The organism is Corynebacterium sp. 045007, assembly GCF_040743205.1.
GTDB lineage: Bacteria > Actinomycetota > Actinomycetes > Mycobacteriales > Mycobacteriaceae > Corynebacterium > Corynebacterium jeikeium_D.
This window is the reverse complement of the sequence record NZ_JBFLKW010000011.1, coordinates 18599-44014: the sequence shown is the minus strand read 5'-3', so window position 1 is coordinate 44014 and position 25416 is coordinate 18599. Positions and strand designations below refer to the sequence as shown.

The following is a 25416-nucleotide window of genomic DNA, read 5'->3' as shown; positions in this document are numbered from 1 at the left end:
CATAATCAGCCTCGCAGCGAGGTTCGGCAGACCTCTGCCCGGCCTACTCGTGGTCGGGGTTCTCCTCACCCCAAAACACACGATTGACGACACGGCTGGAGTGACGAGTCAGACGCAAATAGTGCTCAATAAAACCGTTGGAATCCGATGCTTCCCACCCCGCCGCACCTGCGACCTGAGTCAGCTGACGCCCCGGCTGTGGCAGCTGATCCGTGCGTTTACCACGCGTGAGCACCAGCGCATTGCGAGCATTCGTCGCCATCAGCCAGGCATCCCGAAGTGCGTCGGTATCCTCCTCATCTAGAATTCTGCGGTCTTTCAGCACTTCCAGACACTCCAGTGTCGACGTGTTGTGCAACTCCGGCACTTCGTGGGCATGCAGCATGATTAGCAGCTGCACAGTCCATTCAATATCGGTCAGTGCACCGGAACCGAGTTTGGTGTGGGTACGGCGATCAGCTCCGCGAGGCAGCCGCTCGGAATCAACACGCGCCTTCATACGACGGACATCGCGGACCATCTTGGCATCAGCTCCGCCCTGTGGGTACCTCAGCGGATCGATGGCCTTGAGGAAGCGGGTGCCCAGGTCTTTATTGCCGGCAATCCAGGTAGCACGTAGCAGTGCCTGAATCTCCCAGGTTTCACCCCAGCGCTCGTAGTAGGTCACATAGGAATCCAGGGTCCTGACAATCGGGCCCGAGCGTCCTTCTGGGCGCAGGTCCACGTCGACCTCCAATGGCGGGTCCTGGCTTGGCTTTGCCAGCCTACGACGCAACGAGTCACAAATCCTGGTTGCCCACTTGACCGCCTCGGAATCGTCGACAAGCGGCGTGCCATCAGCGTCCTTGCCGGGTTCACAGATGAACATCACGTCGGCATCGGAGCCGTAGCCCAGTTCAGCACCGCCGAGTCGCCCCATACCGATTACGGAGATAACGCCCGGGACCTCCGAGTCAGGATGCTCCAGCGACCATGCACGGATTTCGGCGGCGAGGGCAGCTTCGAGCACGTTGTCCCACACCATCGACAGAGAGTGACAGACCTCTTGCACATCCATCAGCCCGAAAAGATCCGCGGAGGCAATGCGCGCGAGCTCTGCACGGCGCAACGCACGTGCCACACCAATGGCCTTAGCTGGACTGTTGTGTCGGGCAGCCGCTGCGACCAGCGCACGCCCGACTGCATCGGAGTCGGTATTCAGAAGCTTCGGCCCGGATGCACCGTCGCCGAACCGTTTAATTACGTCCGGCGCACTCATAATCAGATCAGACGCGTACGGCGAAGAACCGAGCACACGCATCAGCCGTTGGCCGACGACGCCCTCATCGCGCAGCGTTCGCAGGAACCACGTTTCGTCGTGGAGCTTCTCAGAGAGCTTGCGGTAATTGAGCAGACCCGCGTCGGGATCTGGTGTCGACGATAACCACTCCATCAGCGTCGGAAGCAGCATCGCCTGAATACGCGACTTGCGCGAGGTGCCCGCCGCCAGCGCAGAAAGGTGCTCGTAGGCGCGATCCGGGTACTGGTAGCCCAGCGCGGCCAACTGGCGCTTTGCTGCATCGGCCGATAGCTGCAGGGTTCCAATATCCTGCTCCACCACGGAGTTCAGCAGTGGACGGTAGAAAAGTTTGTTGTGCAGGGAGCGGATCTGTGAGCTGGCCAGTCGAACCTGTTTGGCCAGCGGTTTGCTGGAATCGGTGCCCCCCTCACCGACGATGCCAGAGGCGCGACCGAGCCACTGAAGAGCTTCGGTGTCGTCCTCGGCAGGCAACAAATGCGTCCGCCGCATCTTCTGCAGCTGCAGGCGGTGCTCCAGTAGACGGACGAACTCGTAGGCGTTAATCAGCGCGGCACCGTCTTCGCGACCGATGTAGCCAGCCTCGACCAGTGCGTCGAGTGCCATCACAGTTGGCAGCACACGGAGGCTATCGTCATAGCGTCCATGGACCAGCTGCAGCAGCTGCACCGCGAACTCGACATCCCGCAGACCACCGCGACCGAGCTTGAGCTCTCGGTAGCGAAGCTCTTCAGGGACGTTTTGGACCACGCGGGCGCGCATGCGTTGAACATCGTCGACAAAGGATTCCCGCTGAGAGGCGGTCCACACCATCGGAGCTATAGCATCGATGTATTCGCGGCCCAGCTCGACATCGCCCGTCATCGGCCGCGCCTTCAGTAACGCCTGGAACTCCCAGGTTTCGGCCCAACGCTTGTAGTAGGCGACGTGGGAATCCACCGTGCGCACGAGTGCACCCGATTTGCCCTCCGGGCGGAGATTCGCGTCGACCTCGAAGAAGCAGTGGCAAGAAATCCGGATAAATTCGCTGGCCAAACGAGTGGCGCGGGCATCCGCCGGCTCTGCGACGAATATGACATCCACATCGGAGATGTAGTTCAGCTCTTCCGCACCGCACTTACCCATGGCGATTACGGCCAGGCGTGTTGAGACCGGCGACGAAGGAAAGACCTGCTGAACAGCCACAGACAGTGCAGCCGTCAACGCTGCATCCGCCAAATCGCTGAGCGCCTCCGAGACCTGACGGAATGGGACTTGTGGCTGTCCCGGACGGCGAGGACCCCGTGGGTACGTGCCAGCCAAGTCGTAGCACGCAATACGCATAATCAAGTCGCGGTAGGCGCACTGCATCGCAACTTCGGCCTCACGGCCGGTAAGCTTCGCACGGTACAAACCCGGGCCTTCAAGCGTGGCGGGCGCAACGACGGGCTTGCGATACTCCGGATCCTCCTGCTTTTCCAGACTGGCCTCATCAGTGAGTTCGATGACCTCGGGTACAGCCCCGACGCTGGAGAGCATCTCGCGAAACATGTCTGCCTCAGTAGGAAGCTCAGCTTGGAGCAGAACCCACTTTTCTGGGTGCGCGACCAGATGATCGCCCAGTGCACTCGAGCCGCCGAGCAGCGCAAACATACGCGTACGCAGCGGCACCTGCTCGCGCATGGCCTCATCTAGACCGGACCAGGTGGCCCAGTCCTCCAGCTTTCCCTGCTGCTCCAGCTCGTCGAGAGCGCCTTTCAGCCGCACTAGTGCCATGAGCGCCAGTTTGGGGTCGCTGGCTCCGGCAAGTCCCCACAACAGCTGTAGGGACTCCTCGTTGTACCACCCCAAATCTTCCAGGTCAGCGCGCGTCCGATCGTCGTTACGCAAGCCCAGCGCTGCGGGCCGCGGCACTGATTGGCGAGATGTGCGAGGTCGATTCATCACCATTGAAACTGGTCACCCAAAAAACAAATTAAAGACGAAAAAAGGAAGGGGGCGGTACGGGGAAACTAGTAATCCAGAGTTGTGCGCAGCTCCCACTGCGTCACCTGACGCTGGAACTCGCGCCACTCGCGCCACTTATTGAGCAGGAAGAACTCGTAGACATGGTCACCGAGAGCATCGGCCGCCAGATCGGAGCGTTCCATCTCCTGCAGCGCCACCTCCAGGGATGTCGGCAAATCGCGGTAGCCCATCGCACGTCGTTCCCGCTTGGTCAACTCGGAGATGTTGTCCTCTGCCTGCTCCGGAAGCTGGTAACCCTCCTTAATTCCCTTCAAACCGGCGGCCAAAATCACCGAGTAAGCAAGATACGGGTTACAGGCCGAGTCCAAGGAACGAATTTCCACCCGGCGCGAATGTGCCTTACCCGGTGAGTACATGGGCACACGCACGAGAGCCGAGCGGTTGGCCATGCCCCATGTCGCGGACGTCGGAGCCTCATCGCCAAATGCCGTGCGCTTGTAGGAGTTGACCCACTGATTGGTCACAGCGGAAATTTCGCTGGCGTGAGTCAGAATGCCGGCAATGAAACCCTTTGCGGTGTCGGAGAGCTGGTTTTCATCATCCGGGTCGTGGAATGCATTAGTGTCCCCTTCAAAGAGGGAAATATGAGTGTGCATGCCATTGCCCGGCAAATCCTGGAAAGGTTTCGGCATGAATGTCGCCTGCACACCGTTTTTCATTGCAATCTGCTTAATGATGTAGCGGAAGGACATCACGTTATCCGCCATAGTCAGCGGGTCAGCGTAGCGTAGATCGATTTCCTGCTGGCCCGGCGCGTTTTCGTGATGGGAGAACTCCACAGGGATTCCCATGTCTTCCAACACCGTGATCGCTTCTTGGCGAAAGCGCGGTGCGCGGTCGTAGACCGCCTGGTCAAAGTAACCGCCATTGTCCGTTGGCACCGGCGGCTTTCCATCAGTAGCCAGGCTCTCTACTAGGAAAAACTCAATCTCCGGGTGGATGAACGCGTGGAAGCCCTCGTCGGCAAGCGCCTTAATTTGGCGGCGCAGCACCTGGCGTGGATCTGCCCACGACGGCTGCCCGTCGGGCATGACAATGTCGCAGAACATGCGCGCGGACGTGATTGTGTCTTCTTTATGTAGGCGCGGCATGACCTGGAACGTCGAGGGATCCGGTTGCGCAATAGTGTCAGCCTCGGAGACGCGGGAAAAGCCCTCTACCGCGGAGCCGTCGAAACCGATGCCCTCTTCAAAGGAGCCCTCGAGCTCAGCCGGTGCGACGGCAACGGACTTCAGATACCCCAAAATGTCGGTAAACCAGAGGCGGATATAACGGATATCTTGCTCTTCGATTGCGCGGAGGACGAATTCCTGCTGACTGTTCATACTTTCCAACGTTACCCAGGTGCCCGGATTCGCGGTACACATTTTGACCATCCGGCGTGGCTAGCCAACTGCCGCGCCCGTGTCATAACCGCTGCCCTCGTGGCCTCGAATTGCGGGTGACTATGGCATGCTCTATTGACATGAGCGGAAAAAAGATTCGTCTGAATAATCTGGCCGAATGGAAGGCTGAGTCTCGCCCCTGGGCAATGCTGACTTGCTACGACTACTCCACCGCGCGCGCTTTTTCCGCCGCCGGTGTCGAGCTGCTGTTGGTCGGCGACTCTGCAGCAAACGTTGTCTACGGCTACGACACCACCACCGAGATCTCGCTGGAAGAAATGATCCCGCTTGCTCGCGGTGTCGTGCGGGGCGCTGGCAACGCACTTGTGGTTGCCGATCTACCCTTCGGCACTTACGAGGCCTCCGATGAGCAGGCCGTGCTGTCCGCCGCGAAGATGATGCGCGAAACCGGCGCACACATGATCAAGATTGAAGGTGGCGTGCGCATCGCTCCGCGCATCCGTGCGCTGGTCAACGCCGGCATTCCGGTCATGGCGCACATCGGTTTCACCCCGCAGTCCGTCAACGCGCTGTCCGGTTTCAAGGTACAGGGGCGCGGTGCGGGAGCGGAACAGCTGCGTGCCGACGCCCATGCGGTAGCCGATGCTGGTGCCGCGGCCGTGGTTCTTGAGATGGTGCCTGCGGATCTGGCCACCGAGATTACCCGCGAGCTATCCATCCCAACCTGTGGCATTGGCGCTGGTAATCAGTGTGATGGCCAGGTTCTCGTCTGGCAGGATGCCTTTGCAGTTCCGGCCGATGGCCGCAGGCCGTCGTTTAGTTCGGTGTTCGAAGAGGTCGGCGAGATGCTGACCAAGGGAGCGAAGCAGTATGTCGACCAGGTGCACTCCCGCGAGTTCCCTACTGAGGCGCAGAACTTCTCGGGTTAGCTCTTCGATTCGGGGGTAGAATTAGTGGTTATGGCATCTAAGTCTGGTTCTAAGTCCAAAACTCCAACTGCGGCGTTGGAGGTGGAATCTAAGTTCTCAGCTACCCCAGAAGTGGTAGCCCCATCGTTCGATTTCGTTCCACAGGTTGGCTCCACCACCACTGAGGTGCGAAATCTCTCCGCGATTTACCTGGACACGGCGGACCTGCGTCTGACCCGGTCCAAGCACACTCTGCGTCGCCGCACGGGCGGCCCCGATGAGGGGTGGCATCTGAAGGCGCCGGGTACCGGCGGGCGCCTCGAATACGGCGTTGGCCTGGAAGAGGGCTCTGTTAACGGTGAAGGCCGCGATGCTGACTACATCGTGCCTACTGAGTTGCTTGCCCCCGTCCGCGCAATTGTGCGCAATCACCCGCTGCAACCAATCGCGCAGGTAGACAATGAGCGCCACGTCACCACGGTGTTTGCCCTCGATGGCACACCCATGGCGGAGTTTGCGGATGATCACGTCACGGCGACTTCCTTCCTCGACGGCGGCGAAACCACTACCTGGCGTGAGTGGGAGATTGAGCTGCTCGGGGATTGGGCAAATCACCCGGACGGCAAGGCCGTAATGGCAGCGATGTCCAAGGTCGCTGAGGTGGCTGGCGCCGTGCCGTCGGAAAGCCCATCGAAGTTGGCGACGGCGTTGGGTGACTCCATCGACTCCGCTCCCCTGCCGCCGGTTCCAGCGAAGCTGCCGAAGGGCACTCCGGGGCGCACTGTGGTCGATGCGCTGGCCGCTAACGTGGCCAAGATGGTCGAGTACGACCCGAAGGTACGCCGCGATGAGTTCGACTCGGTGCATCAGATGCGCGTCGCCACTCGTGAGCTACGCAGTCACATGCAGACCTTCCACGGCATTGTTGTGGGCGATAAGGTCGCTGAGCTGGAGAGCAACCTCAAGCAGCTGGCGGGTGTTCTCGGCGTGGCTCGTGACGCTGAGGTCGTCGCTATGCGCTGGGAGGAGTTGCTGGCCAATCGTGAAAGCGCCGCTTTGGGCGAGGAGCTGCGTGCGAATCTCGTCGAGGATGTCCAGAAGGACTACGAGCGCGCCCATCATCGCGTTATTCTCGCACTCAATTCCAGCGAGTACCTGCAACTTCTCGACGATCTCGATGAATTCCTCGCCAATCCGCCAATTGCCGCAAATGCGGACGAGGCCGAGGCTGGGGAAAAGAAGTCTAAGAAGAAGGATGATTCGCTTGTCGACGGCGCGGAGAACGCAGCCGCAGAGGATTCTTCGGCAGCCGACTCCGAGGTCGCGGCTGAGCCTGATACTGCAGCAGCCGATGCAGCAGTTTCCACGACCTCAGACAAGGCCGCACCGGAGAAGGTAGCGACACCGAAGGAACTCGACACCACTGCTGTGCTGCTCGATCACCTGCGCAGCGCGTTTTCGAAGTTCCGTCGTCGCCACAACCTGGTACTCGATGGCCGCGAGGATGCTGACCTGCCAGAGGCAGATCTGGACGAGCGTTACCACGATGTCCGCAAGGCTGCGAAGAAGCTCCGCTACAGCGCGGAAGCTGCTCAGAACGCGGACCTGCCGACCGAGAAGCTCTACGCTGCCTGCAAGAACCTGCAGTCGGTTCTCGGTGACTTCCAGGACACCTGTACTGCGCGTGACTTCGTGCTGGCTCGCGCTAAGCGTGCTTCCCGTTCGGGCAGGGACACGTTCGGATACGGCGTGCTTTACCAGATGGAGTACTACGACGGCCTAAAGGCCCTGGCTGAGTACGACGATGCCGTGGCAAAGGTTTTCAAGGCCTTCCGCAAGATGGAAAAGAAGATTAAGAAGGGCAAGAAGGCCTAAAGGCGTAGCGCCTACTTCTCAGCTACGCCCCAGTCGTCATCTTCTTCATCCCAGTCGTCGGCCGCCTTGTTGCGCTCGGCGACTTTTTCCATGGCAGCGCGGGCTTCCTCTTCGGAATCGTAGGGGCCCATTCGGTCGTCCCAACCGGTTTTCTTCCCCTGAAACACCGTGCCCGTCGACGGCTGGTAGTACCACTTACTGCTGTTGTCGCTCACGATTTTTCTCCTCTTCCACATCGAGAACATGTCGAGTTATCAAGCGGTTCTGCCACCGTCAACTCCGCACATAAGCAAACTTGCAGAGAGGCAACCATTTGCCTGCCATGTGCACTGCGGCGACATAAAATCCCAGTATATAGGTTTGTCACTGTCCCCCGAGCCGGGTATTATCGACGGAATTGTTCACCTTAGAACACAAGCGTTGAACGCGAACACTGCACACCAGCACTATGAGTCCGATCTCTGGAGAGGTTTCACCCATGCCCGCCGCACCCGCTGTCGTAAACGACGTCTTCGATGCCGTCGGTTCTAATGCTTCAGTTGCATACGCCCCGGGTTCCATCAACCTGTTGGGTGAGGACTGCGCGTCCTCCGGCGGCATGCTCCTAGCCACCGCCATTCCTGCCTATGCTGCGGTCGGTATCGAGGAAATCGACGAGCAGCAGCTCGTTGTCGTGTACAAGCGCGAAACTACCAAGATGGATTTCCCGGATAGCGTCCCCGCCGCTTTTTCTCAGGTGCCGACCGCTGTCGCGGCTGCCATCGTCGCATTGCAGCACTCGCTGCATCTCGTTCCGCGCAACAGCAACGGCCTGAAGGTCACCATTGCCTCCACTATCGCGCCAGGTCGCGGTTTTGGAGAGATTCCGGCAATTCAGTGTGCTCTCGCGCTGGCTCTCAATGCGCGTTTTGGCGACCGCGATGATGTGCCCACCCGCACGCGTATTGCCACCGCTCTCCACGAGACCATGGTGCAGATTAAGGGACAGTCGTGGCCGCTGTACCCCTACACCACGGCACTGCGCAGCCGCCCGGACAGCCTGCTGTGCATCAACCACTCCGATGAAGCAGTCACGCAGACGGCTCTCCCGCAGTCGTTGGCGCTGACTGTCGCTTACTCCCCCGATGTCACCGGCGGTTCGCCCGACGAGGAGCGCTACGAATTCTTCCAGCAGGCCTGCGCCGCTTTTGGCGTGCCGACTCTCGCTAGCCTCCCCGACTCACAGGAGCGGGTCGCGGACTGGGTGCGTGCTCGTCACGAGGTGCACCCGGACGACGAAGACATCCCCACCATCGGCCGTGCCATTCAGTGGCTTGACGAAGCCGACGCATCCTCCGACCGTGCCCGCGCAGTAATCGGCCACATCCGTCACAGCGATATTCAAGCAGCCATCGCAGGGGTTTCGCGCGATGTCAGTGAGCGTGGCTCCGCGCCGTCGGCAAGCTCTGTGCTGGGGCAGATTTCCGAGCTGACCGACACCATCGATTGCGAGAAGATTGCCCGTTGTGCGCCGTGCCCGGGTGCGTCGCTGGTGATGTGGTCCCACGTCGACGATGCCGATCGGATTGCCTCCGCGCTTAACGACGGCGGTTCCGAGACCATCCGTGTGGAGAACACTGCGGCCGGCGCGGTGGTCGAGTAAAAAAGCTTGTGTGAACGAGTCGGCCTATGAGCCGGATTCTGTCCCTCGGCGCTCCTTTCGGAAAGCGCCGGGTGGCGATCATCCATCTCGGTCTGCCATTGCTGACAGCCTGAAGCAGCACACCCGCGAGTATCGGACGGGCAGCCCTCAAACACTCGCGCACGCGCACGACGAAGCATGCGCGATTTTGCCTTGCTCCTGGTGGGGTTTACCTAGCCGGTGCAATCACTTGCCCCGCTGGTGCGCTCTTACCGCACCTTTTCACCCTCACCGGATCTCCACAGCTTTACGTCAAAGACATCGGCTGTGCGCCCGGCGGTCTATTTTCTGTGGCACTATTCCCGCAGGTCACCCTGGGTTGCTGTTAGCAACCACCATGCCCAGTGGAGTCCGGACTTTCCTCGACAGCGGCCTGGACACACTCTGTAAAAGAGGCGTCCGGTTCCGTTAACTGCCGCGATCACCCGGCCGGCTCGCTCGAATGGTTAGTGTACCCGCCACAACCGCAATTCAAATAACCCGCCGTGCTCGGCTGCTAACCACGCAGGTAGCTGGTGTCGTTAATCAGCCGCACTGATGTCGGCCCATCTGCGTAGAACTCCGCGATGGAGAGGCTGGCCAGGTCCAAGTGCAGGCGAGTGAAGATTTCAAAGCCGCAGCCGAGCCCCTGGCGCAGCAGCGACTTGATTGGCGTGACATGGCTGACTACCAGCACATCCGAGGCACCGAATTGTTGAGCGATGCGCTCACGCGCGGCGCTCACTCGGCTATCGACCGTGCGGAAATCCTCCCCCTCCGGTGGCGCCACGGCCGGATCCGCAAGCCAGGAACTGTGCAGCTCAGGGGTGACGTTGTGAGCCTCGGAGAAAGTCATGCCCTCCCACTGCCCAAAGTCGGTCTCGCGCAGATCCTCTTCAACGTGGATGTCCAGCCCGAGCGCTTTGGCTGCCGCCTCTGCGGTCTGCTGTGCACGACGCTGTGGAGAGGCCACAATCGCCGAGAAACTCATGTTGCCGCTATCGACCAACGCCGCCAGGTGACGTGCTGCCGCTTCCGCTTGCTGTCTGCCCACCTCTGTCAGGTCGGGGTTCGAACGGCTTCCCGAGTACTCCCGGCGAATCGACATTGGCGACTGCCCATGGCGCAGCAGCACCAACCGCGTGGGATCTGTAGTCGCACCCGTCCAGCCCGGCGCGCTATCGCGCTTGTCTGCAGCCTGGCTCATTTACGCGCCTTTCACCGCTCCCAGCGTTTCCGCACGCACAATCATCGCGCCACATTCAGGACAAAACGTCACTTCTTCCGGCGCAAGCGTGGTGAATTCATGCACGGTTCCTACATCGAGCTCCATGAAGCAGGAACCGCAGGTGCGTCCGTTTAAGCGGGCAACGGGGATGCCGTTAGCAAGCGCTAGACGACGGTACAGCTTGGCTGCCGAACCATCAATGAGTTTGTCAGCCTCTTCGATTCGGGTCTCAGCGATGGAAATGCGCGCAATGAGGTCAACCTCGGCGTCGTTAAGCCTTTGCTTGGCGGCGACGATGTCATCGTGCGCCTCGTCGGCGTCGTATTCGTGCTCAGCGTCGACCTGATAGGCCTCCTGCATGCGCTCGTACTGCTGGAGTTCCTGTTCAGCGCGTTCGCGGCGGCGCTTGGTGGAGCGCAGGTCATGCTCGAGGTCACGGCGCGTGGATGCGTCTTCTGCGGCACCGAGCGACAGACGATCAGCCTTTTCGCGAGCCTTCAGCTTGTTGATGTCCGATTCCAGCTTGGCAATATCGCGGCCGATATCGGAGGCGCTGAGCTTGGAGCGCGCTGCCTCACTGGCCTGACGGCTGTGCTTTTTGCGCAGCTCCTGCAACTCGGCACGCTCGGGCAGAACGTTCTGGCGGGCGGTGAGCCCATCCAACAGAGTTTGGTTTTCCGCCTTTTCCAACATCGCAACTTGGATTTGTGGACTAAGCCTCATGGTCTTCACTTCCTTGCCTGTGTCGACGATTCTGCCACTGTCCAGGGATCGGTGCGCACCTCAAGGACCTCGGTCGCGACCCCGAGCCTCTCGGCCAGCATGTCTGCGGCCTGGTAGCACCAGGGGAACTCGCTGGCCCAGTGAGCCGTGTCCACCACGCAGAAGTCCGCGGTCCGCAGTGTCTCATCGACAGGATGATGCCGCAGGTCAGAGGTAACGAACGCATCGACGCCCATCTTTGCCACAGTGTCCAGGAAAGAGTCACCTGAACCAGATGCGACGGCAACCGTGCGAATCATCCGCTCCGGATCGCCTGCGCCACGCACGCCCCATGCCGTTGCAGGCAGGCGCTCAGCCACACGGGCGACGAAGTCTTTAAATGGCATCGGCGTATCCAGCGTGCCCACTCGCCCAATGCCCACAGCCTGCTGCGGATCCAAGCCGGTAGCCTGATTGTCCACGATATCGAAGGCCGGCTCCTCATACGGATGCGCTGCAACGAGAGCCTTGACAATCGCCGCGCGCACGGACCGTGGCGCGACCATCTCCAGGCGCACTTCCTCGACATACTCAATCTGCCCCTCGGCACCGATGAAGGGATTCGCCCCGCTCAGCGGGCGGAACTGGCCGCGGCCGTTAATGCGAAACGCACAGCTGTCGTAGTCGCCGATAGTGCCCGCGCCCGCCTCAAACATGGCTTGCGCAACCTTATCGACGTGATCTGCCGGAACCTTCACCGTCCAGGTATCCAAGCCGGGAGCCGGCTGCGGAGCCAGCGGCGCACCCGGTTCAACTCCGAGCACCGTGGCCAACTGGTCGTTGACACCCGGTCGGGCGCTGTCCGCGTTGGTGTGCGCTGCGAAGAGAGCTACACCTGCCCGGATCAGCTTATGAATAATCCGACCCTTCGGTGTATCCGCCGCCACGGAATTCACACCACGCAGAAGCAGCGGATGGTGCACAACAAGCATCTGAGCACCGGAGGCAATCGCGCGATCTGCAACCTCGTCAGTGCAGTCCAGCGCCAACGCGATGCGACGCACCTCATCCTGCGGGTCACCGCAAATCAGGCCAACTTTATCCCAGTTCTCCGCCAGTGCCGGCGGGTAGGCCGCATCCATCGCCGCACGCACGTCGGCAACGGTCACCACAGTGTTATTGCCCTCGGCACGGGTCTGCGCAGAGTCCGTCATACATCCATCCCTTCAACATGCATTTCTCTCCAGCTTCTCTTCCAGCGTAGTGAACTCTGCCCCGACCCATCAGTTCTGCGACAGCAAATCCGCTACTTCCGCAATAAGCCGCCGCACACTGGTCTCGTCCCGCACAGCCAGCCGCCACCACGAACCGTCCAAACCGGCGAAGGTGTCGCAACGCCGCACGGCTACTCCACGCGCAGCGAGCCGCTGTCTCAGACGCTCGTGCTTGACGACGTCAACCGCCGCAGCGCCCGGACCATCATGCGTGCTCAGGGCAACCCCCGGGCGTGCCAGCACAAAGGGAGCCTTGGAATCCAACACCTGCCAGCCGGCGGCTACTAACAGCTGTGTCATAGCCTCGCGCTGCTGACCAATCTCAGCGCGGATTTGTGGCAACAGCTCTGCCTCGCGACACGCGATTGCCGCCATAGCGGTAAGTTGCAGCGTGCCCAGTGGCCAGTGCGGACGCAGTCGCCCCAACTTCGCCAGGAGCTCAGGGGTTCCCAGTGCGTAACCACAGCGCAGGCCTGCGATTGCCCAGGTCTTAGTCATGCTGCGGAAAACGATGACATTATCGGGGATACTGTTCGCTTCCCCCGGCCTGCAATCAGCTAGCGAGCACCGCCGAATAATCTCACCATCGGCGACGTCCATAAATGCCTCATCCACGACCAAGATCCCACAACGGCTGGCGAGCCCCCGCAGGTCATCCGCTGAATGAGCAACACCGGTGGGGTTAGTCGGATTGCCGATGATGACCATCCGACCGTCAAGCTGCTGGGAATGCGGGGAGGAGGCGTTCTCGTGGACGTCGGCAAGCGTAGGCGTGAGCGTGTACGGCGACGGTAGTACCAGCGAATCCACCCCGACTCCCGCGGCGCGGAACGCGGCTTCAGGTTCGGTGAACTGCGGCTGGACGATGGTGGCGGGCAAGCCCAGGTGCGGCAAGAGCGAAAAGCCCTCGGCGACGCCGTGGAGAAGCAGTACCTCGTCGGCGCTGCGATTGTGGTTGGTGGCAATGGCAGCGCGGACGTCGGCATCGAGCTGCGCAGACGGATACGCGGCAAGTTCTCCGAGGGACGTGGCCAGCGAGTCCTGCAGCCACTGCGGTGTGGTGCCGTGAACATTGACGGCAAAGTCCAGGTCAGCGCCATGGGCGGCCTGATCGCCGTGATAGCGCAGCGGGTCGTCTAACATGCCATCCAGCCTAATGACCTTTTAGGATGAACAATATGTCCACTGGCCATCGCCCCACTGTCCTTATTGATGTCGACGGCACCATCGCCGATTCTCTCCCCGCAATCGCACATGGGTTCCGCCTTGCATTGAAGGCAATTGACCACCCACTTCCGCCCGAGAGCTTTATCAACACGATCCCCGGCCCGCCAATGGTGGAGACACTCGCATCCCTCGGACTTTCCGACGAACAGGTCGACCGAGCCTTCGCTGTGTACATGGAGCATCAACACGCCGGTGCTTGGCAGCGTGCCGAGATGTTCCCCGGCTGGCCGGAGCTCCTACGCGATTGGCGGGCAGCAGGCGTCCAACTAGCCACTGCGACTTCCAAGGGCGAGTACTTCGCCCGTAAAACCTTGGACAATTTCGGGATTCTCGACGCCTTTGACTTCATCGGCGCCGCCAGCGACGACGGCTCACGACAGACAAAGACTGAGGTCATTGAGTACACGCTCAAGGAGTTAGGCATTGAAACCGATGAAGCAGTGCGCCCGCGTGGTTCGGTCGTAATGGTCGGCGATCGCATCCATGATTTTGAGGGCGCCGCACAGTTCGGTATCCCCGCCATCGCTGTTAAATGGGGCTACGGCTCAGAATCTGAGTGGGCATCGGCAGCGGCTTTGGCGTCCTCGCCTGAGGACCTGAATCGTGTTGTGCGGGAAATGTTGTATCTTTAAGACTCGTCAACGATTAGTGACAATCCTATTTTTATTTTCCGAGAAGTTTGGTTTTGCCTATTATGCTTATGAACTCGTCGCATCGTACTGAGTCCGTGTACGTCGTGTTTGTCTGCTCCGGAAATATCTGCCGCTCCCCCATGGCTGAAATCATCGTCCGTGACGCGGTTGAAGCCAATGCGCTTGCCGACGATGTCCTGCTCGCCTCCTGCGGAATCGGCGGCTGGCATGTCGGCGAACCCGCCGACGAGCGAGCACAAGCCGAGCTGGAAAATGCTGGCTACGATCCGAACCACACCGCGGCACAGCTGGGCGATGAGCACATGGATGCAACGCTTTTCATCGCCATGGATGAATCGCACATCAATGGTCTACTCCACGCTGGCGTGCCAAAAGAGAAGATTCGCCTGATGCGTTCCTTCGACCCGGCATCCCCGAAGGGGGCCGTCGTGGCCGATCCTTACTACGGAGGCCCGGAGGGATTCGTCCGCACTCGAAACGAAATTGAGGCCGCGACGCCGGGAATCATCGCATGGTTGCGTGAGACTCTGGCGCTGGCCTCTGAGCGCTAAGGTTTCAAAACAACCTTTTCTTTTGTTTTGCTGGCATTGCCCCGGTTTCGAAACGCCCAAATCTTATTCAAGATGAAGTTAGCGGGCGTGCCCAAAATAACGCCGATAAGGTTTGCCCAGTAGAGGCGGTTTCTAAAGCCGGTGGAGTCGTCGAAAATGTCTACCGGCAGTGCCAGTGGCGAGGTGGGGTTAGTCAGCAGAGTGATGACAACCAGGTTCACAATCAGCGCTGAGATACCTGCAAATAAAAACGGGAAGAACTGCCTAAACCAATTCGGGCGATTGTCAGTTCGGAAAGTCCAGGACCGGTTGAGCTGGAAGTTCCAGATATTAGCCACGACAAACGCCAGAGTTGCATAGACGTGGGAGTAACGGATATTCCACCGCGTTCCGAACAAGTTCATAAACACGTCGTGCTCATTGGTGCCCAGACTGAGACCCAACTTGCGGGCAATAATCACGACAATCAGGTTGACAACCACACCTGTGCCGCCGACCAGACCGAACTTGATGAACTGGCGCGAGACTGTGCTGAAGCGGCGTGAAGGCGAAGATTTCGCTGTTTGCGTGCCCACCACGACACCTCTCTTTCCATCTATCCCCGGGTAGATTCCCCGTCAAATACGCTCAAACAACTTTACCCGAAGTTCACTCAATCTCCGCACCGCCAACCACCAGCCGCGCTAGTGCCATCCACACCACCGGGTAAGCTCAATGAATGTGTTTAAGAATGTGCGCCAGTTTCTGACCCCTGGATGGGTTCTCACTGCCATTGTCGCCATTGCGTTTTCCTATCTCGCATTTACTGTTCTGGCTCCGTGGCAGTTGGGTAAGAACACCGCGACGCAGCATCGCAATCAGCAGCTTGAGCACTCATTCGAGCTCGACCCCGTAGACGTCAATGAGCTAATGCCCAAGGGCAAAGGATTCGTCGAGGGCAACGAATGGCGTCGCGTTACCGCCACCGGGTCCTTCCTGCCGGATACCCGCGTGCTATTGCGTAACCGCCCGGCCAATGGAGCCCCCGCCGTCCAGGTACTCGATGTCTTCGTCGCGAACAATGGCGAAAACTACCTGGTCAACCGCGGCTTTGTACGCCCGACAGACTCCAGCACCCCCAATGTTGAGGCAGCCCCGAAGGGCACCTTGACTATCTCGGCCTTTACCCGCCGAAACGAGATTCCCGCCGAGACCGCCCCAATCCCCGGCACCCCGCCGCAGGTCTACGGAATCAACACCAAGGAAGTGTCCGAGCTAGTCGACACCGAACTCAACCCCGATTGGCTTCAACTCTCGGACAAATCCGATGCCGTCATCGAGGCCATTCCGCTGCCCACCCTGGAGTCCGGCCCCTACCTCTCCTACGGCATTCAGTGGATCTTCTTCGGCGCTCTCGTGCCGCTTGCCGTCGTCTGGTTCATTCGCGCTGAAATCGTCGAGCGCAAACGAGACCGCGCGGAGCAAGAGGAGATGGCCAAGAACCTCCGCGATGCCGAAGCCGCGGAACCAGTAGATGACGCTGATGACTCCGAGGACGCAACACCCGAATCGGACGATGCCACCACTCCCACTCCTCCGCAGGCTAAGTCCGAAGAGGATCGCGCCGCCGAGCTGCACCGCCAGCGCATGGCGCAACGCTACGGCAACACTGGCCATCGCGCCGCAGGTTACCGCGACAACCGATACGACGAGCGTTTCTAACTCTCAGCTCGCGCTTTCACGCGCCGCATACATCCGGCGATTACTGCTGCTCCGGCGCAGCTGAGCGCAACAATATTTTGTACTCGCTTGCTCAGCTCAGCCGCACGCCGAACATCTGCCACCGCAGGTCTCCGACCACCGCCAAGCATCGGGCGCATCTCCACTCCACTGGGATACACCGTCGCGCCGCCCAGCTGCAGCCCCAGCGCGCCTGCAGCGCTCGCCTCCACGACGCCTGCGTTCGGACTTGGGTGGTTGCTGGCGTCTCGTCGCCACGCTGCCAATGCTTGACGACGGTCCGGACCTGCAACCACAGTTGCGATAGCTGTAAGTCTCGCGGGGAGGAACCCGGCGATGTCGTCAAGCCGTGCACTTGCCCACCCGAACTGGCGATAGCGAGCGTTGCGGTACCCCACCATCGCGTCGAGGGTATTGGCCGCTCGATGAGCGACCACACCAGGAGCTCCTGCAATGGCACCCCACATGAGAGTGCCGGTGACGGCGTCGGAGGTATTCTCGGCGAGCGATTCGACGGTGGCTCGGGCGATGCCATCAGCGTCGAGAGCTTTCGGATCACGCGAGCACAGCCACGGCACTAGCGCACGAGCGGCATCGATGTCACCGGAGGTGAGTCGGTCAGCCATGCGTTCACCAGTGCGGCGAAGAGTGGTGCCGCCAAGCGACGCCCACGTGACAGCAGCCAGCGTGAGGCTCGGAGCGACTGTGCTGATTGCGGCTGTAAACGCTACCGGTGTGGCCACTGCGATGGTGGTGAAAGCTATCCCGCACCCTTTGGAGTCGGCGTAGATTCGGCGCTCAAGCTTACTGACAGCCTGCCCGTAGAGGGCCACCGGATGGTGATTGGTGGGATCTGCGAAGATGCGGTCAAGTGCATACCCCACAGCGATAGCCGCACCGCGCCGCCAGAGATGTCGGTTTCTGGCTTTTATACGCAATTTAATCGAACTGTCCCTGCAGAACGGCTACGACATCGAGCGGAGTGACATGTGCTGCCGGATGACGGTGCGAAGATGCAGCCATCAAGGTGTAATCACAGGTGTGCCGGATACCGAGTAGGTGCCCAAACTCGTGTGCAAGCGTGCTGCGAATTGCATCAGGATAGAGTGTGGAAGTAACGAAAACCGTCATTTCTTTACTAATTTCCGATGCAGAAGCCAAAACGTGCGAGTTCGGCTTAGGCACGTAGCGAACGCTCACGGTATCCGAATCAGCTTTGTCTTTGGTCACTTCCCGGAGCACGACCTTGCCACCGAGCTTTTCATTCCACTCTTGGGCAGCAGCGTCCAGCTGCGCGCGGTACGGAAAGTCTGGAGCAACAACGTAGTCCAGGGTGCCGTCGGCAAGGTAGGAAGGCATCTTGTCGGAGAGATGGAGAATCGATGGATCCTCCACCGGCTCGCCTGCATTTGCGGCTTTGACCATTGCCTTACAGGTGGCAGCGTCGATTACTGGTTTACCGTCTCCTCCAATTGCGTAGGCCTGTGGGCCCGCAAGTAGAGATCCGACAAAAACAATGGTGGCAAGCGATTTTGTAAAACGCACAGACCGGGAGTTTAGCACAAACAAAAATCCGCCCGGATTCTCCATTACAAGAATCCGGGCGGATTATGTCTGTGCGGCGAGAGGGTTTCGAACCCCCGACCGCTGGTGTGTAAAACCAGAGCTCTACCGCTGAGCTATCGCCGCGCTGCTGCGAAACTTTAACACACGGCAAACATAGATTGCCAATTGCGCACTACACACAGCGTTTATGCAGATTATTTCAATAGCTCGGCTAGTAGCCGATTCAAACGGGGCAGTTAACGCCGGCTAGCTAGAGCGCTGCACCAGGCAATTGCCTTGCCAATCCCCCAGACGAAGCGCCGAGGTGTTGGAGAAACCAGCCAGCTGTGCGGACTCGTCAATCACGCCAGGATCAATGGCACCCGGCTGACCAGCACCCGGCGTGAGCAACCAAACGCGGCCTTCATCCTCCAAAGGGCGGGAAGCATCCACAAGACCATCGACCAAGTCGCCGTCTTCTTCACGCCACCACAGCAATACGACGTCGACAACCTCATCCGTGTCTTCGTCGAGCAGGTCTGCATCCAGGAAATTCTCGACCGACTCACTGATTGCTGAGTCACAGTCCGTATCCCAGCCAACCTCCTGGACTAGCTGACCTTCCTTGATGCCGAGCCTGCTCGCATATTCATGAGCAGCGCCTGTGGCGTTGACCACTTCCCTTTTCCTCCTCTAGAAAAAATATCCAGCTCGATTTTTCGAGCTATGTGGGGAAATTTTACCGCTCAAATACATTTTTCACAGCTGCAAAATAAGAATTTCCCCAAAAAGGTGCAGTTTTCGCAATGTTCGTCGTAAAGCGGAGCGGATTGTTCGGTGAAAGCGTGTGCAAGAAACGGCTAGGGGCACAACAAACGATTCAGACGTAGAGTGGAGAAAAATAACCTTTGCCTTTCCTTCAGGGACTGAAAGGAGCTCACAATGTCCGATACCTCGTCGGGTACGCCACAAGCCCACTCTGATGAGTCAAACTTTGCCCTTATCCGTGATGGGGTCGCCTCCTATCTCACGGATGCAGATCCTGAAGAGACCAAGGAGTGGCTTGAGTCTCTCGACGGACTGTTAGAAGAGGCAGGTCCGGAGCGCGCACGTTTCCTCATGCTGCGCCTGCTGGAACGTGCCACGGCAAAGCGCGTGGCTCTACCGCCGCTGACCTCGACAGACCTCGTCAACACCATCCCAACTGAGATGGAGCCAGAATTCCCAGGCGATGAGGACATTGAGCGCCGCTACCGCAAGTGGATTCGCTGGAATGCGGCAATTATGGTCCATCGCGCACAGCGTCCGGGTATCGGCGTGGGCGGACATATCTCTACCTATGCGGGCGCCGCACCGCTTTACGAGGTCGGCTTTAACCACTTCTTCCGCGGCAAAGACCACCCAGGCGGCGGTGACCACGTCTTCTTCCAGGGCCACGCTTCGCCGGGTATGTACGCCCGCGCATTCCTAGAGGGGCGTCTGACCGAAGAGGACCTCGACGGTTTCCGTCAGGAAGTCTCCCTCGGCGAGGGCAATGGCCTTCCCTCCTACCCGCACCCGCATGGCATGCCAGAATTCTGGGAGTTCCCGACGGTGTCCATGGGCCTTGGTCCGCTCAATGCCATCTACCAGGCACGCTTCAACCGCTACCTGCATGACCGCGGCATCAAGGACACCTCCCAGCAGCACGTTTGGGCCTTCCTCGGTGACGGCGAAATGGATGAGCCGGAATCTCGTGGCGCCATTCAGCATGCGGCGCTGAACAACCTGGATAACCTGACATTCGTCATTAACTGTAACCTGCAACGCCTCGACGGTCCGGTGCGCGGCAACACCAGCATCATCCAGGAGCTGGAGTCGTTCTTCCGCGGCGCTGGTTGGAATGTCATCAAGGTCGTTTGGGGCCGCGAGTGGGACGAGCTCTTCGCTAAGGACAAGGACGGCGCACTAGTCGACCTGATGAATAAGTTCTGCGATGGCGACTACCAGACGCTGAAGGCTAACAACGGCGCTTGGGTGCGCGAGCACTTCTTCGGCCGTGACCCGCGCACTGCCAAGCTGGTCGAGGACATGACCGACGAGGAGATTTGGAACCTCCGTCGCGGTGGCCACGACTACCGCAAGATTTACGCTGCCTACAAGAAAGCCTTGGAGACCAAGGATCAGCCGACCGTCATTCTGGCGCACACGGTTAAGGGCTATGGCCTCGGCCATAACTTCGAGGGCCGCAACGCGACCCACCAGATGAAGAAGCTGACGCTCGATGATCTGAAGCTTTTCCGCGATAACCAGCGCATTCCGATCTCCGACGAGGAGCTGGAGAAGGATCCCTACCTGCCGCCGTACTACAACCCGGGCCCAGAGTCCGAGGAAGTGCAGTACATGCTGGAGCGCCGCAAGGAACTCGGCGGTTTCGTGCCGGAGCGTCGCACTAGCTACGAACCACTGACAACGCCAAAGCCGGAAACCCTGAAAAACCTCCTCAAGGGATCAGGTAAGCAAAAGGTTGCCACCACTATGGCGACGGTGCGTGTTTTCAGGGACCTGATGCGCGATAAGGATCTCAAGGACCGCTTCGTGCCTATCATCCCTGATGAGGCCCGCACCTTCGGCATGGACTCCTGGTTCCCGACGCTGAAGATCTACAACCCGCACGGCCAGAACTACACTCCGGTCGACCATGAACTGATGCTGTCCTACAAGGAAGCGAAGGACGGTCAGATTCTGCACGAGGGCATTTCCGAGGCGGGCTCTGTGGGGTCGTTTACCGCTGTCGGCTCGGCGTACGCCACCCATGGCGTGGCCATGATTCCGCTCTACATCTTCTACTCGATGTTCGGTTTCCAGCGCACGGCTGACTCCATTTGGGCCGCTGGTGACCAAATGTCCCGCGGCTTCCTGCTCGGGGCGACAGCTGGCCGCACGACGCTGACAGGTGAAGGCCTGCAGCACATGGACGGTCACTCCCAGTTGCTGGCGGCTACGAACCCGTCGGTGGTCTCCTTCGACCCGGCATTCGCCTACGAGATTGCCTACATCGTCTGCGATGGCATTGACCGCATGTACGGCCCGGAGCGCGGCGAAGATGTCATTTACTACCTGACTATCTACAATGAGCCGACTTCGCAGCCGGCTGTCCCAGAAGATCTCGATGTCGAGGGGCTGCTTGGCGGTATCTACCGCTTCCGCAAGGCCGAGGGCGACAAGCATGTCAACCTGCTGGCTTCCGGCATTGGCATGCAGGAGGCGCTGCGTGCCGCAGACATCCTGGAAGACTACGGCGTGGCTTCCTCGATTTACTCGGTGACCTCGTGGAATGAGCTGGCTCGCGATGGACACGAGCGTGACACTGAGCGTCTGCACAACCCGGCTGAAGAGGTCGAAGACGCCTTCGTAACCCGCCAGCTGTCCGACACCGATGGGCCATTCATCGCAGTGACTGACTTCCAGCGTGCGGTCCCGGAGCAGATTCGCAAGTGGGTTCCAGGTGACTACACCGTCCTCGGCACCGATGGCTACGGCTTCTCGGATACCCGTCCGGCCGCTCGCCGCTACTTCAACTCCGACGGCGAGTCAGTCGCTGTTGCGGCCCTGGCCGCACTGGCACGCGCTGGCAAGCTCGACAAGAGTGTCGCCCAGGAAGCAGCCGAAGAGCTGCAGATTACCGACCCAACCGCAACCACTCAGGACGCTGAATAATGACCTCTAGCCTTGGAGATCAGCTCAGCGCCCTACTGGGCACACAGGTCACCGGTGCCGGTGACGCTGACGATGCCTCACCCAATGCAGCGAACGCGGGCTCGAAGAAGGGTTCCGCCGACGCTGACCTGCCCGCAGGTCTTCACGGCGAGGTCGCGGCAATCGTCAAAAAGATGGCTAACGACGAGGTGGAGTCCTTAGAGCTCCCCACTCCGCTGACCGACTACGGCTTTGACCGCTTGAGCGTCGTAGAGTTGGCCGTCCGCTGTGAGGAAGGGCTGGGAGTCCGCATTGAGGACGAGGACATTCCCTCGTTTAAGACCCTTGGCGATGTAGTTGACTACATCGCCGCCCGGCGCGGGTAGAGCTGCAGCACGTTAGCTGCCTCTACCCCACCGAGGTCTGCGTTGCCAGCGGTCGAGTTGCCGCTGGCACTGTCGGGTCCGGCAGGGGCGGACGTCGTAAAGCACTCTTCGGGGGCGTAGCCTGCCGTCATCATGCGCATCGGCTCTAGCACGCGGTCCCACGGCCCGCCGATGGCCGCGTCTAGGGCCCCTTCGATGTCGCCGCCGCGCGCCATGATGGAACGCAGCGCATCCTCGTTGACCACGATGTTTCCGGCGGCATCAGTCTGTCCGGCAAAAGTCCCCAGCTGCGGGGTATGACAGTAGCGCATGCCATCGATGGCGTAGCCGTCATCATCCACGGCTGGGTCTTGCGCCAGCTCGAAATAGAGGCGCGGCCACCTAGCCAGGTTGTCCACCAGTGTGGCGATGGTGTCAGCACTTGCAGTGAAAGGCACCTCGGCGCACAAAGTGGCATCCTGGTCGGTCGCACGCCAAATATCCCGGCCTGGCTTAGTGCCATCGGGCATGCTGAGCCGGGCCAGCGCCCACGTGATGTGTGGTTGCAGCGGCCCTGGCATGCTGTGAATCCACAGAACGCCTGAAAGTTGGGTGCGCATAGACGAAGGTCCTCGGAAAAGTTGCGGTCAATTGGTGTAAGACGAGATTCGTCTTCCCCTACGAACTCATCCAACGACACTTGCCACACTGCAGAAAAAGCACTGCGGTAAAACAACACTTCTGAGGTTTGCGTTGCACGTGTTTATGATTGTTATTTCCGAGACGGCTGCTGGCAACCCTCAAGTTGTCCTTAATCCCCCAGATGTGATTTAGCGCTGAGACGAAAAATCGGCGCCGCAAGCGACGCCGACTTAGCTCATATCCCCTTAATCTTCAGCGTGTTCTTCCAGCTCACGCCAGAGTTCATCATTGAAATCCGTCCACAGCGGCTTAGCCCACTCGCCGAAATCTCGGTCGGTCAGCGCGATCGCCGCCCGTCCGGTTGGACGATGCAGCCACAGGAACGTGCCCGCCTGCCCGAAGTGGCCTGCGACATCCTTGGGCATCGAAGCACCAAACCACAGCCCCTGCTTGGAATCGGGGTGTCCGAAAATCTCAAAACCCAGGCCCCAATCGGCCGGACGTTGCATACCATAGCCCGGCACGACACCATTCAGGCCCGGGAACTGCACGGTCAACGCTTCGGTCACGGTATCGGGATGCAGCAGAGTCGGGGTGAAGATCTCATCGACGAAGGCCATGAGATTAGCGACGCTGCTACGCGCGCCATGCCCTGCCGAGCCATCCAGTACGGAATCCGCCATCCCCAGCGGCTCAAACACGGCCTGGCGCAGGTATTCACTAAACGGCATCTCTGCCTCCGCAGCGATGGCATCGGCGATGATGTCAAAGCCCGCGGAGGAGTAAATGCGCCGCTCCCCTGGTTCTTTTTCCAGCTCGCGGCTGGCAAACCCCACCCCGCCGGCGTGCGCCAGAAGGTGACGCACAGTCGCGCCGTGACCGGGTGGCGTGAGCTCTTGGTCGAGCTCCACCGCGCCCTCTTCGACGGCCACAAGCATGCCCACAGCGGCCAGTAACTTGGTCACGCTGGCGAGCTCAAACACGCGACCGCTATCACCGTGGGTGTGCCAACTGCCATCGTCGGCACGCACGGCAGCCGCGACCATGTCAACTGGCCACTGATCAACTTGCGCAAGAACAGAGGGCTTCCAAGAAGTCATGTTCTCAAGACTACGCAAGCGTGGCGGACTCGGACTTTTCGGCGGACTCGGACTTCTCAGCAGGCGCGTCTGCAGACTCGTCGTCCGACTCGTCGGCTGGCGACAGGTCGGCGTTGGCGCTGGCGTCCCACTCGTCCTTGTCCCAGATTCCCGCACGCTTTGCGACGACCAACGGGACCACAGCCTGACCGGTGACGTTCACCGCAGTGCGGCCCATATCCACGATCGGCTCGACAGCCAGCAGGAGACCGACGCCGGCGAGTGGCAGGCCAAGGGTCGACAGAGTCAGGGTCAGCATGACAGTAGCGCCGGTGGTGCCAGCAGTTGCTGCCGAACCGATGACGGAGACGAAGATGATGAGCAGGTAGTCCGTGAAGTCCAACGGCACACCGTAGAACTGCGAGACGAAGATAGCCGCGATAGCCGGGTAAATGGCGGCGCAACCATCCATCTTCGTGGTGGCGCCCAGCGGCACGGCGAAGGAGGCGTACTCATCCGGTACTGCCAAACGACGGGAAACAACGCGCTCAGTGACCGGCATGACGCCCATAGACGAACGGGTGAAGAAGCCGAGCGAGGTCACTGGCCAGACGCGACGGAAGAAGTCGATTGGGCTAATGCCATGAATCTTCAGCACAACTGGGTACACAACTGCGATGACCAGGAACAGACCAATGTAGATGGCAATGGCGAACTTGCCCAGGCTGCCGAGTGCTTCCCAACCGTACTCAGCGACAGCGTGGCCGATCAGAGCCGCGGTACCAATTGGTGCCAGGCGGATGACCCACCACAGCACCTTCTGCACGATGGTCAAAAGAGAGCCGGAAAACTCGATGAATGGCTCAGCCTTCGGGCCAACCTTCACTGCGGCGACACCGAAGACAATCGCGATGACCAGCAGCTGCAGGACGTTGAAGTTCAGCGATCCGGATACAGCACCGTCAGATTCGCTGATCTTCACGCCAAGGCCGAGAAAGTTCTGCGGGACAATGCTCTGCAGGAATCCCCACCAGGAGCCCACGGAACTCGGCTCTTGCGCCGCCGAGGCATCCACACCAGAGTTAACGCCCGGTTTGATGACCAAGCCCAGCACGATGGCGATGACCACCGATACAAAGGACGTAATGGCAAACCAAATCAGTGTCGAAACAGCCAGCTTGGCTGCGCCTGCGACCTGGCGCAGGTTGGCAATCGACACCACGACCGCGGTGACCACCAGCGGCGGGATGAGCAGCTTCAACAGCGTGACGTAGGTACTGCCGACCTCGTCGAGCGCTGTGCGCAGCGAGGAGTCATCGCCAGTACTGCGGGCCATGAAGCCCAAAATGAGACCAATAATCAGGCCATAGACAACTTGGGCACCGAAGCCGGTCGCCCATTTAAATTTATTCACTTTTCCTCCTGGAGTTTTATTTCTCTGAAAACACTTGTGCCGCGCCTTATGCCGTCTGACAAATGCGCGCGACGGGGTCCGGGGCCGCTGAGCTCAGCCTCGAAGAGACAGGCGCAGCGAGGCGGAAGCCCCGAAGTGTTTAGCGACAGGAGGAAGTGGAGATTCGGCCGTAATCGAGCCAACGCCGCTTTGTGAGCATTTTCATGTTGGTCATTTCTATCTAGCAAGTCCGGTTAAGAGACAAAC

Annotated in this window: 21 protein-coding genes, 1 tRNA gene, 1 other RNA gene and 1 pseudogene; 8 read left to right on the top strand and 16 right to left on the bottom strand. The window is 59.9% G+C overall.

Features of this window, described 5'->3' with window-relative positions; genetic code table 11:
- Positions 1-43: 43 nt before the first annotated feature.
- The gene (locus tag AB1Z34_RS07005) at positions 44-3220 is read right to left on the bottom strand and encodes a bifunctional [glutamine synthetase] adenylyltransferase/[glutamine synthetase]-adenylyl-L-tyrosine phosphorylase (RefSeq protein WP_172620276.1); all 3177 of its coding nucleotides are present in this window, start codon (positions 3218-3220) and stop codon (positions 44-46) included.
- A 68-nt stretch (positions 3221-3288) separates the two neighbouring features.
- Entirely contained in the window at positions 3289-4629 is a 1341-nt protein-coding gene (locus AB1Z34_RS07000; protein ID WP_367158121.1) for a glutamine synthetase family protein, read from the bottom strand.
- A 140-nt stretch (positions 4630-4769) separates the two neighbouring features.
- Between AB1Z34_RS07000 and panB the strand changes: the two genes are divergently transcribed.
- Both panB and AB1Z34_RS06990 read left to right on the top strand, forming a co-directional pair.
- A complete protein-coding gene (gene panB / locus AB1Z34_RS06995; RefSeq protein ID WP_101687482.1) occupies positions 4770-5579 on the top strand; it encodes a 3-methyl-2-oxobutanoate hydroxymethyltransferase in 810 nt (269 codons plus the stop codon).
- A 30-nt stretch (positions 5580-5609) separates the two neighbouring features.
- Positions 5610-7433, top strand: coding sequence for a CYTH and CHAD domain-containing protein (locus AB1Z34_RS06990; protein ID WP_016423067.1), 1824 nt, complete (start codon positions 5610-5612; stop codon positions 7431-7433).
- Between the two features lie 11 nt (positions 7434-7444).
- Here the strand turns inward: AB1Z34_RS06990 and AB1Z34_RS06985 are convergent, their stop codons facing one another.
- Positions 7445-7648 (bottom strand): SPOR domain-containing protein, encoded by a 204-nt coding sequence (locus AB1Z34_RS06985; protein WP_016423068.1) that lies wholly within the window; start codon positions 7646-7648, stop codon positions 7445-7447.
- Between the two features lie 263 nt (positions 7649-7911).
- Here AB1Z34_RS06985 and AB1Z34_RS06980 point away from each other — a divergent pair, with 263 nt between their 5' ends.
- Positions 7912-9075: a galactokinase family protein gene (locus tag AB1Z34_RS06980; RefSeq protein WP_016423069.1), complete on the top strand. Its 1164-nt coding sequence runs from the start codon at positions 7912-7914 to the stop codon at positions 9073-9075.
- 11 nt (positions 9076-9086) lie between these two features.
- Here AB1Z34_RS06980 and rnpB read toward each other — a convergent pair.
- The 5 genes and pseudogenes from rnpB to cobC all read right to left on the bottom strand — a co-directional run bounded on the left by rnpB (position 9087) and on the right by cobC (position 13440).
- Positions 9087-9551: RNase P RNA component class A (gene rnpB / locus AB1Z34_RS06975), an RNA gene on the bottom strand.
- Positions 9552-9610: 59 nt separating this feature from the next.
- Positions 9611-10273, bottom strand: a pseudogene (locus tag AB1Z34_RS06970) (histidine phosphatase family protein); the annotation flags it as partial.
- A 27-nt stretch (positions 10274-10300) separates the two neighbouring features.
- Positions 10301-11044 carry a zinc ribbon domain-containing protein gene (locus tag AB1Z34_RS06965; RefSeq protein ID WP_016423071.1) on the bottom strand — a complete coding sequence of 248 codons (744 nt, stop codon included), beginning with the start codon at positions 11042-11044 and terminating at the stop codon, positions 10301-10303.
- 5 nt (positions 11045-11049) lie between these two features.
- Positions 11050-12237, bottom strand: a complete 1188-nt coding sequence (locus AB1Z34_RS06960) for a Nif3-like dinuclear metal center hexameric protein (protein ID WP_016423072.1) — start codon at positions 12235-12237, stop codon at positions 11050-11052.
- A gap of 69 nt (positions 12238-12306) precedes the next feature.
- Positions 12307-13440 (bottom strand): Rv2231c family pyridoxal phosphate-dependent protein CobC, encoded by a 1134-nt coding sequence (cobC, locus tag AB1Z34_RS06955; RefSeq protein WP_016423073.1) that lies wholly within the window; start codon positions 13438-13440, stop codon positions 12307-12309.
- Positions 13441-13475: 35 nt separating this feature from the next.
- Between cobC and AB1Z34_RS06950 the strand changes: the two genes are divergently transcribed.
- Together AB1Z34_RS06950 and AB1Z34_RS06945 are read left to right on the top strand one after the other, a co-directional pair.
- Positions 13476-14156 (top strand): HAD hydrolase-like protein, encoded by a 681-nt coding sequence (locus AB1Z34_RS06950; protein ID WP_016423074.1) that lies wholly within the window; start codon positions 13476-13478, stop codon positions 14154-14156.
- A 62-nt stretch (positions 14157-14218) separates the two neighbouring features.
- Positions 14219-14728: a low molecular weight protein-tyrosine-phosphatase gene (locus tag AB1Z34_RS06945; RefSeq protein WP_016423075.1), complete on the top strand. Its 510-nt coding sequence runs from the start codon at positions 14219-14221 to the stop codon at positions 14726-14728.
- On the opposite strand, the gene AB1Z34_RS06940 is transcribed toward AB1Z34_RS06945, so the two are convergent.
- A complete protein-coding gene (locus AB1Z34_RS06940) occupies positions 14725-15303 on the bottom strand; it encodes a GtrA family protein (protein WP_016423076.1) in 579 nt (192 codons plus the stop codon). The genes AB1Z34_RS06945 and AB1Z34_RS06940 overlap by 4 nt on opposite strands.
- 139 nt (positions 15304-15442) lie before the next feature.
- Between AB1Z34_RS06940 and AB1Z34_RS06935 the strand changes: the two genes are divergently transcribed.
- On the top strand, positions 15443-16429 hold the full coding sequence (locus tag AB1Z34_RS06935) for an SURF1 family protein (RefSeq protein ID WP_016423077.1): 987 nt from the start codon (positions 15443-15445) through the stop codon (positions 16427-16429).
- On the opposite strand, the gene AB1Z34_RS06930 is transcribed toward AB1Z34_RS06935, so the two are convergent.
- From AB1Z34_RS06930 to AB1Z34_RS06915, 4 genes are all read right to left on the bottom strand, one after another.
- The gene (locus AB1Z34_RS06930) at positions 16426-17337 is read right to left on the bottom strand and encodes a cobalamin biosynthesis protein (RefSeq protein WP_081636732.1); all 912 of its coding nucleotides are present in this window, start codon (positions 17335-17337) and stop codon (positions 16426-16428) included. The genes AB1Z34_RS06935 and AB1Z34_RS06930 overlap by 4 nt on opposite strands.
- Positions 17338-17386: 49 nt before the next feature.
- Complete coding sequence (locus tag AB1Z34_RS06925; protein ID WP_147580944.1) at positions 17387-17992, bottom strand: hypothetical protein; 606 nt, start codon at positions 17990-17992, stop codon at positions 17387-17389.
- Between the two features lie 72 nt (positions 17993-18064).
- Positions 18065-18136 (bottom strand) — tRNA-Val (locus AB1Z34_RS06920).
- 123 nt (positions 18137-18259) lie between these two features.
- The gene (locus AB1Z34_RS06915; RefSeq protein WP_005511050.1) at positions 18260-18670 is read right to left on the bottom strand and encodes a DUF3052 domain-containing protein; all 411 of its coding nucleotides are present in this window, start codon (positions 18668-18670) and stop codon (positions 18260-18262) included.
- A 264-nt stretch (positions 18671-18934) separates the two neighbouring features.
- On the opposite strand from AB1Z34_RS06915, the gene aceE reads away from it, so the two are divergent.
- Both aceE and AB1Z34_RS06905 read left to right on the top strand, forming a co-directional pair.
- Positions 18935-21691, top strand: a complete 2757-nt coding sequence (gene aceE, locus AB1Z34_RS06910) for a pyruvate dehydrogenase (acetyl-transferring), homodimeric type (protein ID WP_016423080.1) — start codon at positions 18935-18937, stop codon at positions 21689-21691.
- A complete protein-coding gene (locus AB1Z34_RS06905; RefSeq protein WP_016423081.1) occupies positions 21691-22056 on the top strand; it encodes an acyl carrier protein in 366 nt (121 codons plus the stop codon). The genes aceE and AB1Z34_RS06905 overlap by 1 nt, the downstream gene beginning before the upstream one ends.
- Here the strand turns inward: AB1Z34_RS06905 and AB1Z34_RS06900 are convergent.
- The 3 genes from AB1Z34_RS06900 to AB1Z34_RS06890 all read right to left on the bottom strand — a co-directional run bounded on the left by AB1Z34_RS06900 (position 22032) and on the right by AB1Z34_RS06890 (position 25170).
- Positions 22032-22655, bottom strand: coding sequence for a DUF3145 family protein (locus tag AB1Z34_RS06900; RefSeq protein WP_016423082.1), 624 nt, complete (start codon positions 22653-22655; stop codon positions 22032-22034). The two genes, AB1Z34_RS06905 and AB1Z34_RS06900, sit on opposite strands and share 25 nt — an antisense overlap.
- A gap of 267 nt (positions 22656-22922) precedes the next feature.
- Positions 22923-23777, bottom strand: a complete 855-nt coding sequence (locus AB1Z34_RS06895; protein ID WP_042388800.1) for a serine hydrolase — start codon at positions 23775-23777, stop codon at positions 22923-22925.
- Between the two features lie 10 nt (positions 23778-23787).
- Positions 23788-25170 carry a dicarboxylate/amino acid:cation symporter gene (locus AB1Z34_RS06890; RefSeq protein WP_016423084.1) on the bottom strand — a complete coding sequence of 461 codons (1383 nt, stop codon included), beginning with the start codon at positions 25168-25170 and terminating at the stop codon, positions 23788-23790.
- Between the last annotated feature and the right edge of the window lie 246 nt (positions 25171-25416).

Excerpts from the sequence above, each read along its gene's own strand:
- AB1Z34_RS07005 (WP_172620276.1), bottom strand. The coding sequence starts at position 3,220 with ATGAATCGACCTCGCACATCTCGCCAATCAGTGCCGCGGCCCGCAGCG.
- AB1Z34_RS07000 (WP_367158121.1), bottom strand. The coding sequence starts at position 4,629 with ATGAACAGTCAGCAGGAATTCGTCCTCCGCGCAATCGAAGAGCAAGAT.
- panB (WP_101687482.1), top strand. The coding sequence starts at position 4,770 with ATGAGCGGAAAAAAGATTCGTCTGAATAATCTGGCCGAATGGAAGGCT.
- AB1Z34_RS06990 (WP_016423067.1), top strand. The coding sequence starts at position 5,610 with ATGGCATCTAAGTCTGGTTCTAAGTCCAAAACTCCAACTGCGGCGTTG.
- AB1Z34_RS06980 (WP_016423069.1), top strand. The coding sequence starts at position 7,912 with ATGCCCGCCGCACCCGCTGTCGTAAACGACGTCTTCGATGCCGTCGGT.
- AB1Z34_RS06965 (WP_016423071.1), bottom strand. The coding sequence starts at position 11,044 with ATGAGGCTTAGTCCACAAATCCAAGTTGCGATGTTGGAAAAGGCGGAA.
- AB1Z34_RS06960 (WP_016423072.1), bottom strand. The coding sequence starts at position 12,237 with ATGACGGACTCTGCGCAGACCCGTGCCGAGGGCAATAACACTGTGGTG.
- cobC (WP_016423073.1), bottom strand. The coding sequence starts at position 13,440 with ATGTTAGACGACCCGCTGCGCTATCACGGCGATCAGGCCGCCCATGGC.
- AB1Z34_RS06950 (WP_016423074.1), top strand. The coding sequence starts at position 13,476 with ATGTCCACTGGCCATCGCCCCACTGTCCTTATTGATGTCGACGGCACC.
- AB1Z34_RS06945 (WP_016423075.1), top strand. The coding sequence starts at position 14,219 with ATGCTTATGAACTCGTCGCATCGTACTGAGTCCGTGTACGTCGTGTTT.
- AB1Z34_RS06935 (WP_016423077.1), top strand. The coding sequence starts at position 15,443 with ATGAATGTGTTTAAGAATGTGCGCCAGTTTCTGACCCCTGGATGGGTT.
- aceE (WP_016423080.1), top strand. The coding sequence starts at position 18,935 with ATGTCCGATACCTCGTCGGGTACGCCACAAGCCCACTCTGATGAGTCA.
- AB1Z34_RS06905 (WP_016423081.1), top strand. The coding sequence starts at position 21,691 with ATGACCTCTAGCCTTGGAGATCAGCTCAGCGCCCTACTGGGCACACAG.
- AB1Z34_RS06900 (WP_016423082.1), bottom strand. The coding sequence starts at position 22,655 with ATGCGCACCCAACTTTCAGGCGTTCTGTGGATTCACAGCATGCCAGGG.
- AB1Z34_RS06895 (WP_042388800.1), bottom strand. The coding sequence starts at position 23,777 with ATGACTTCTTGGAAGCCCTCTGTTCTTGCGCAAGTTGATCAGTGGCCA.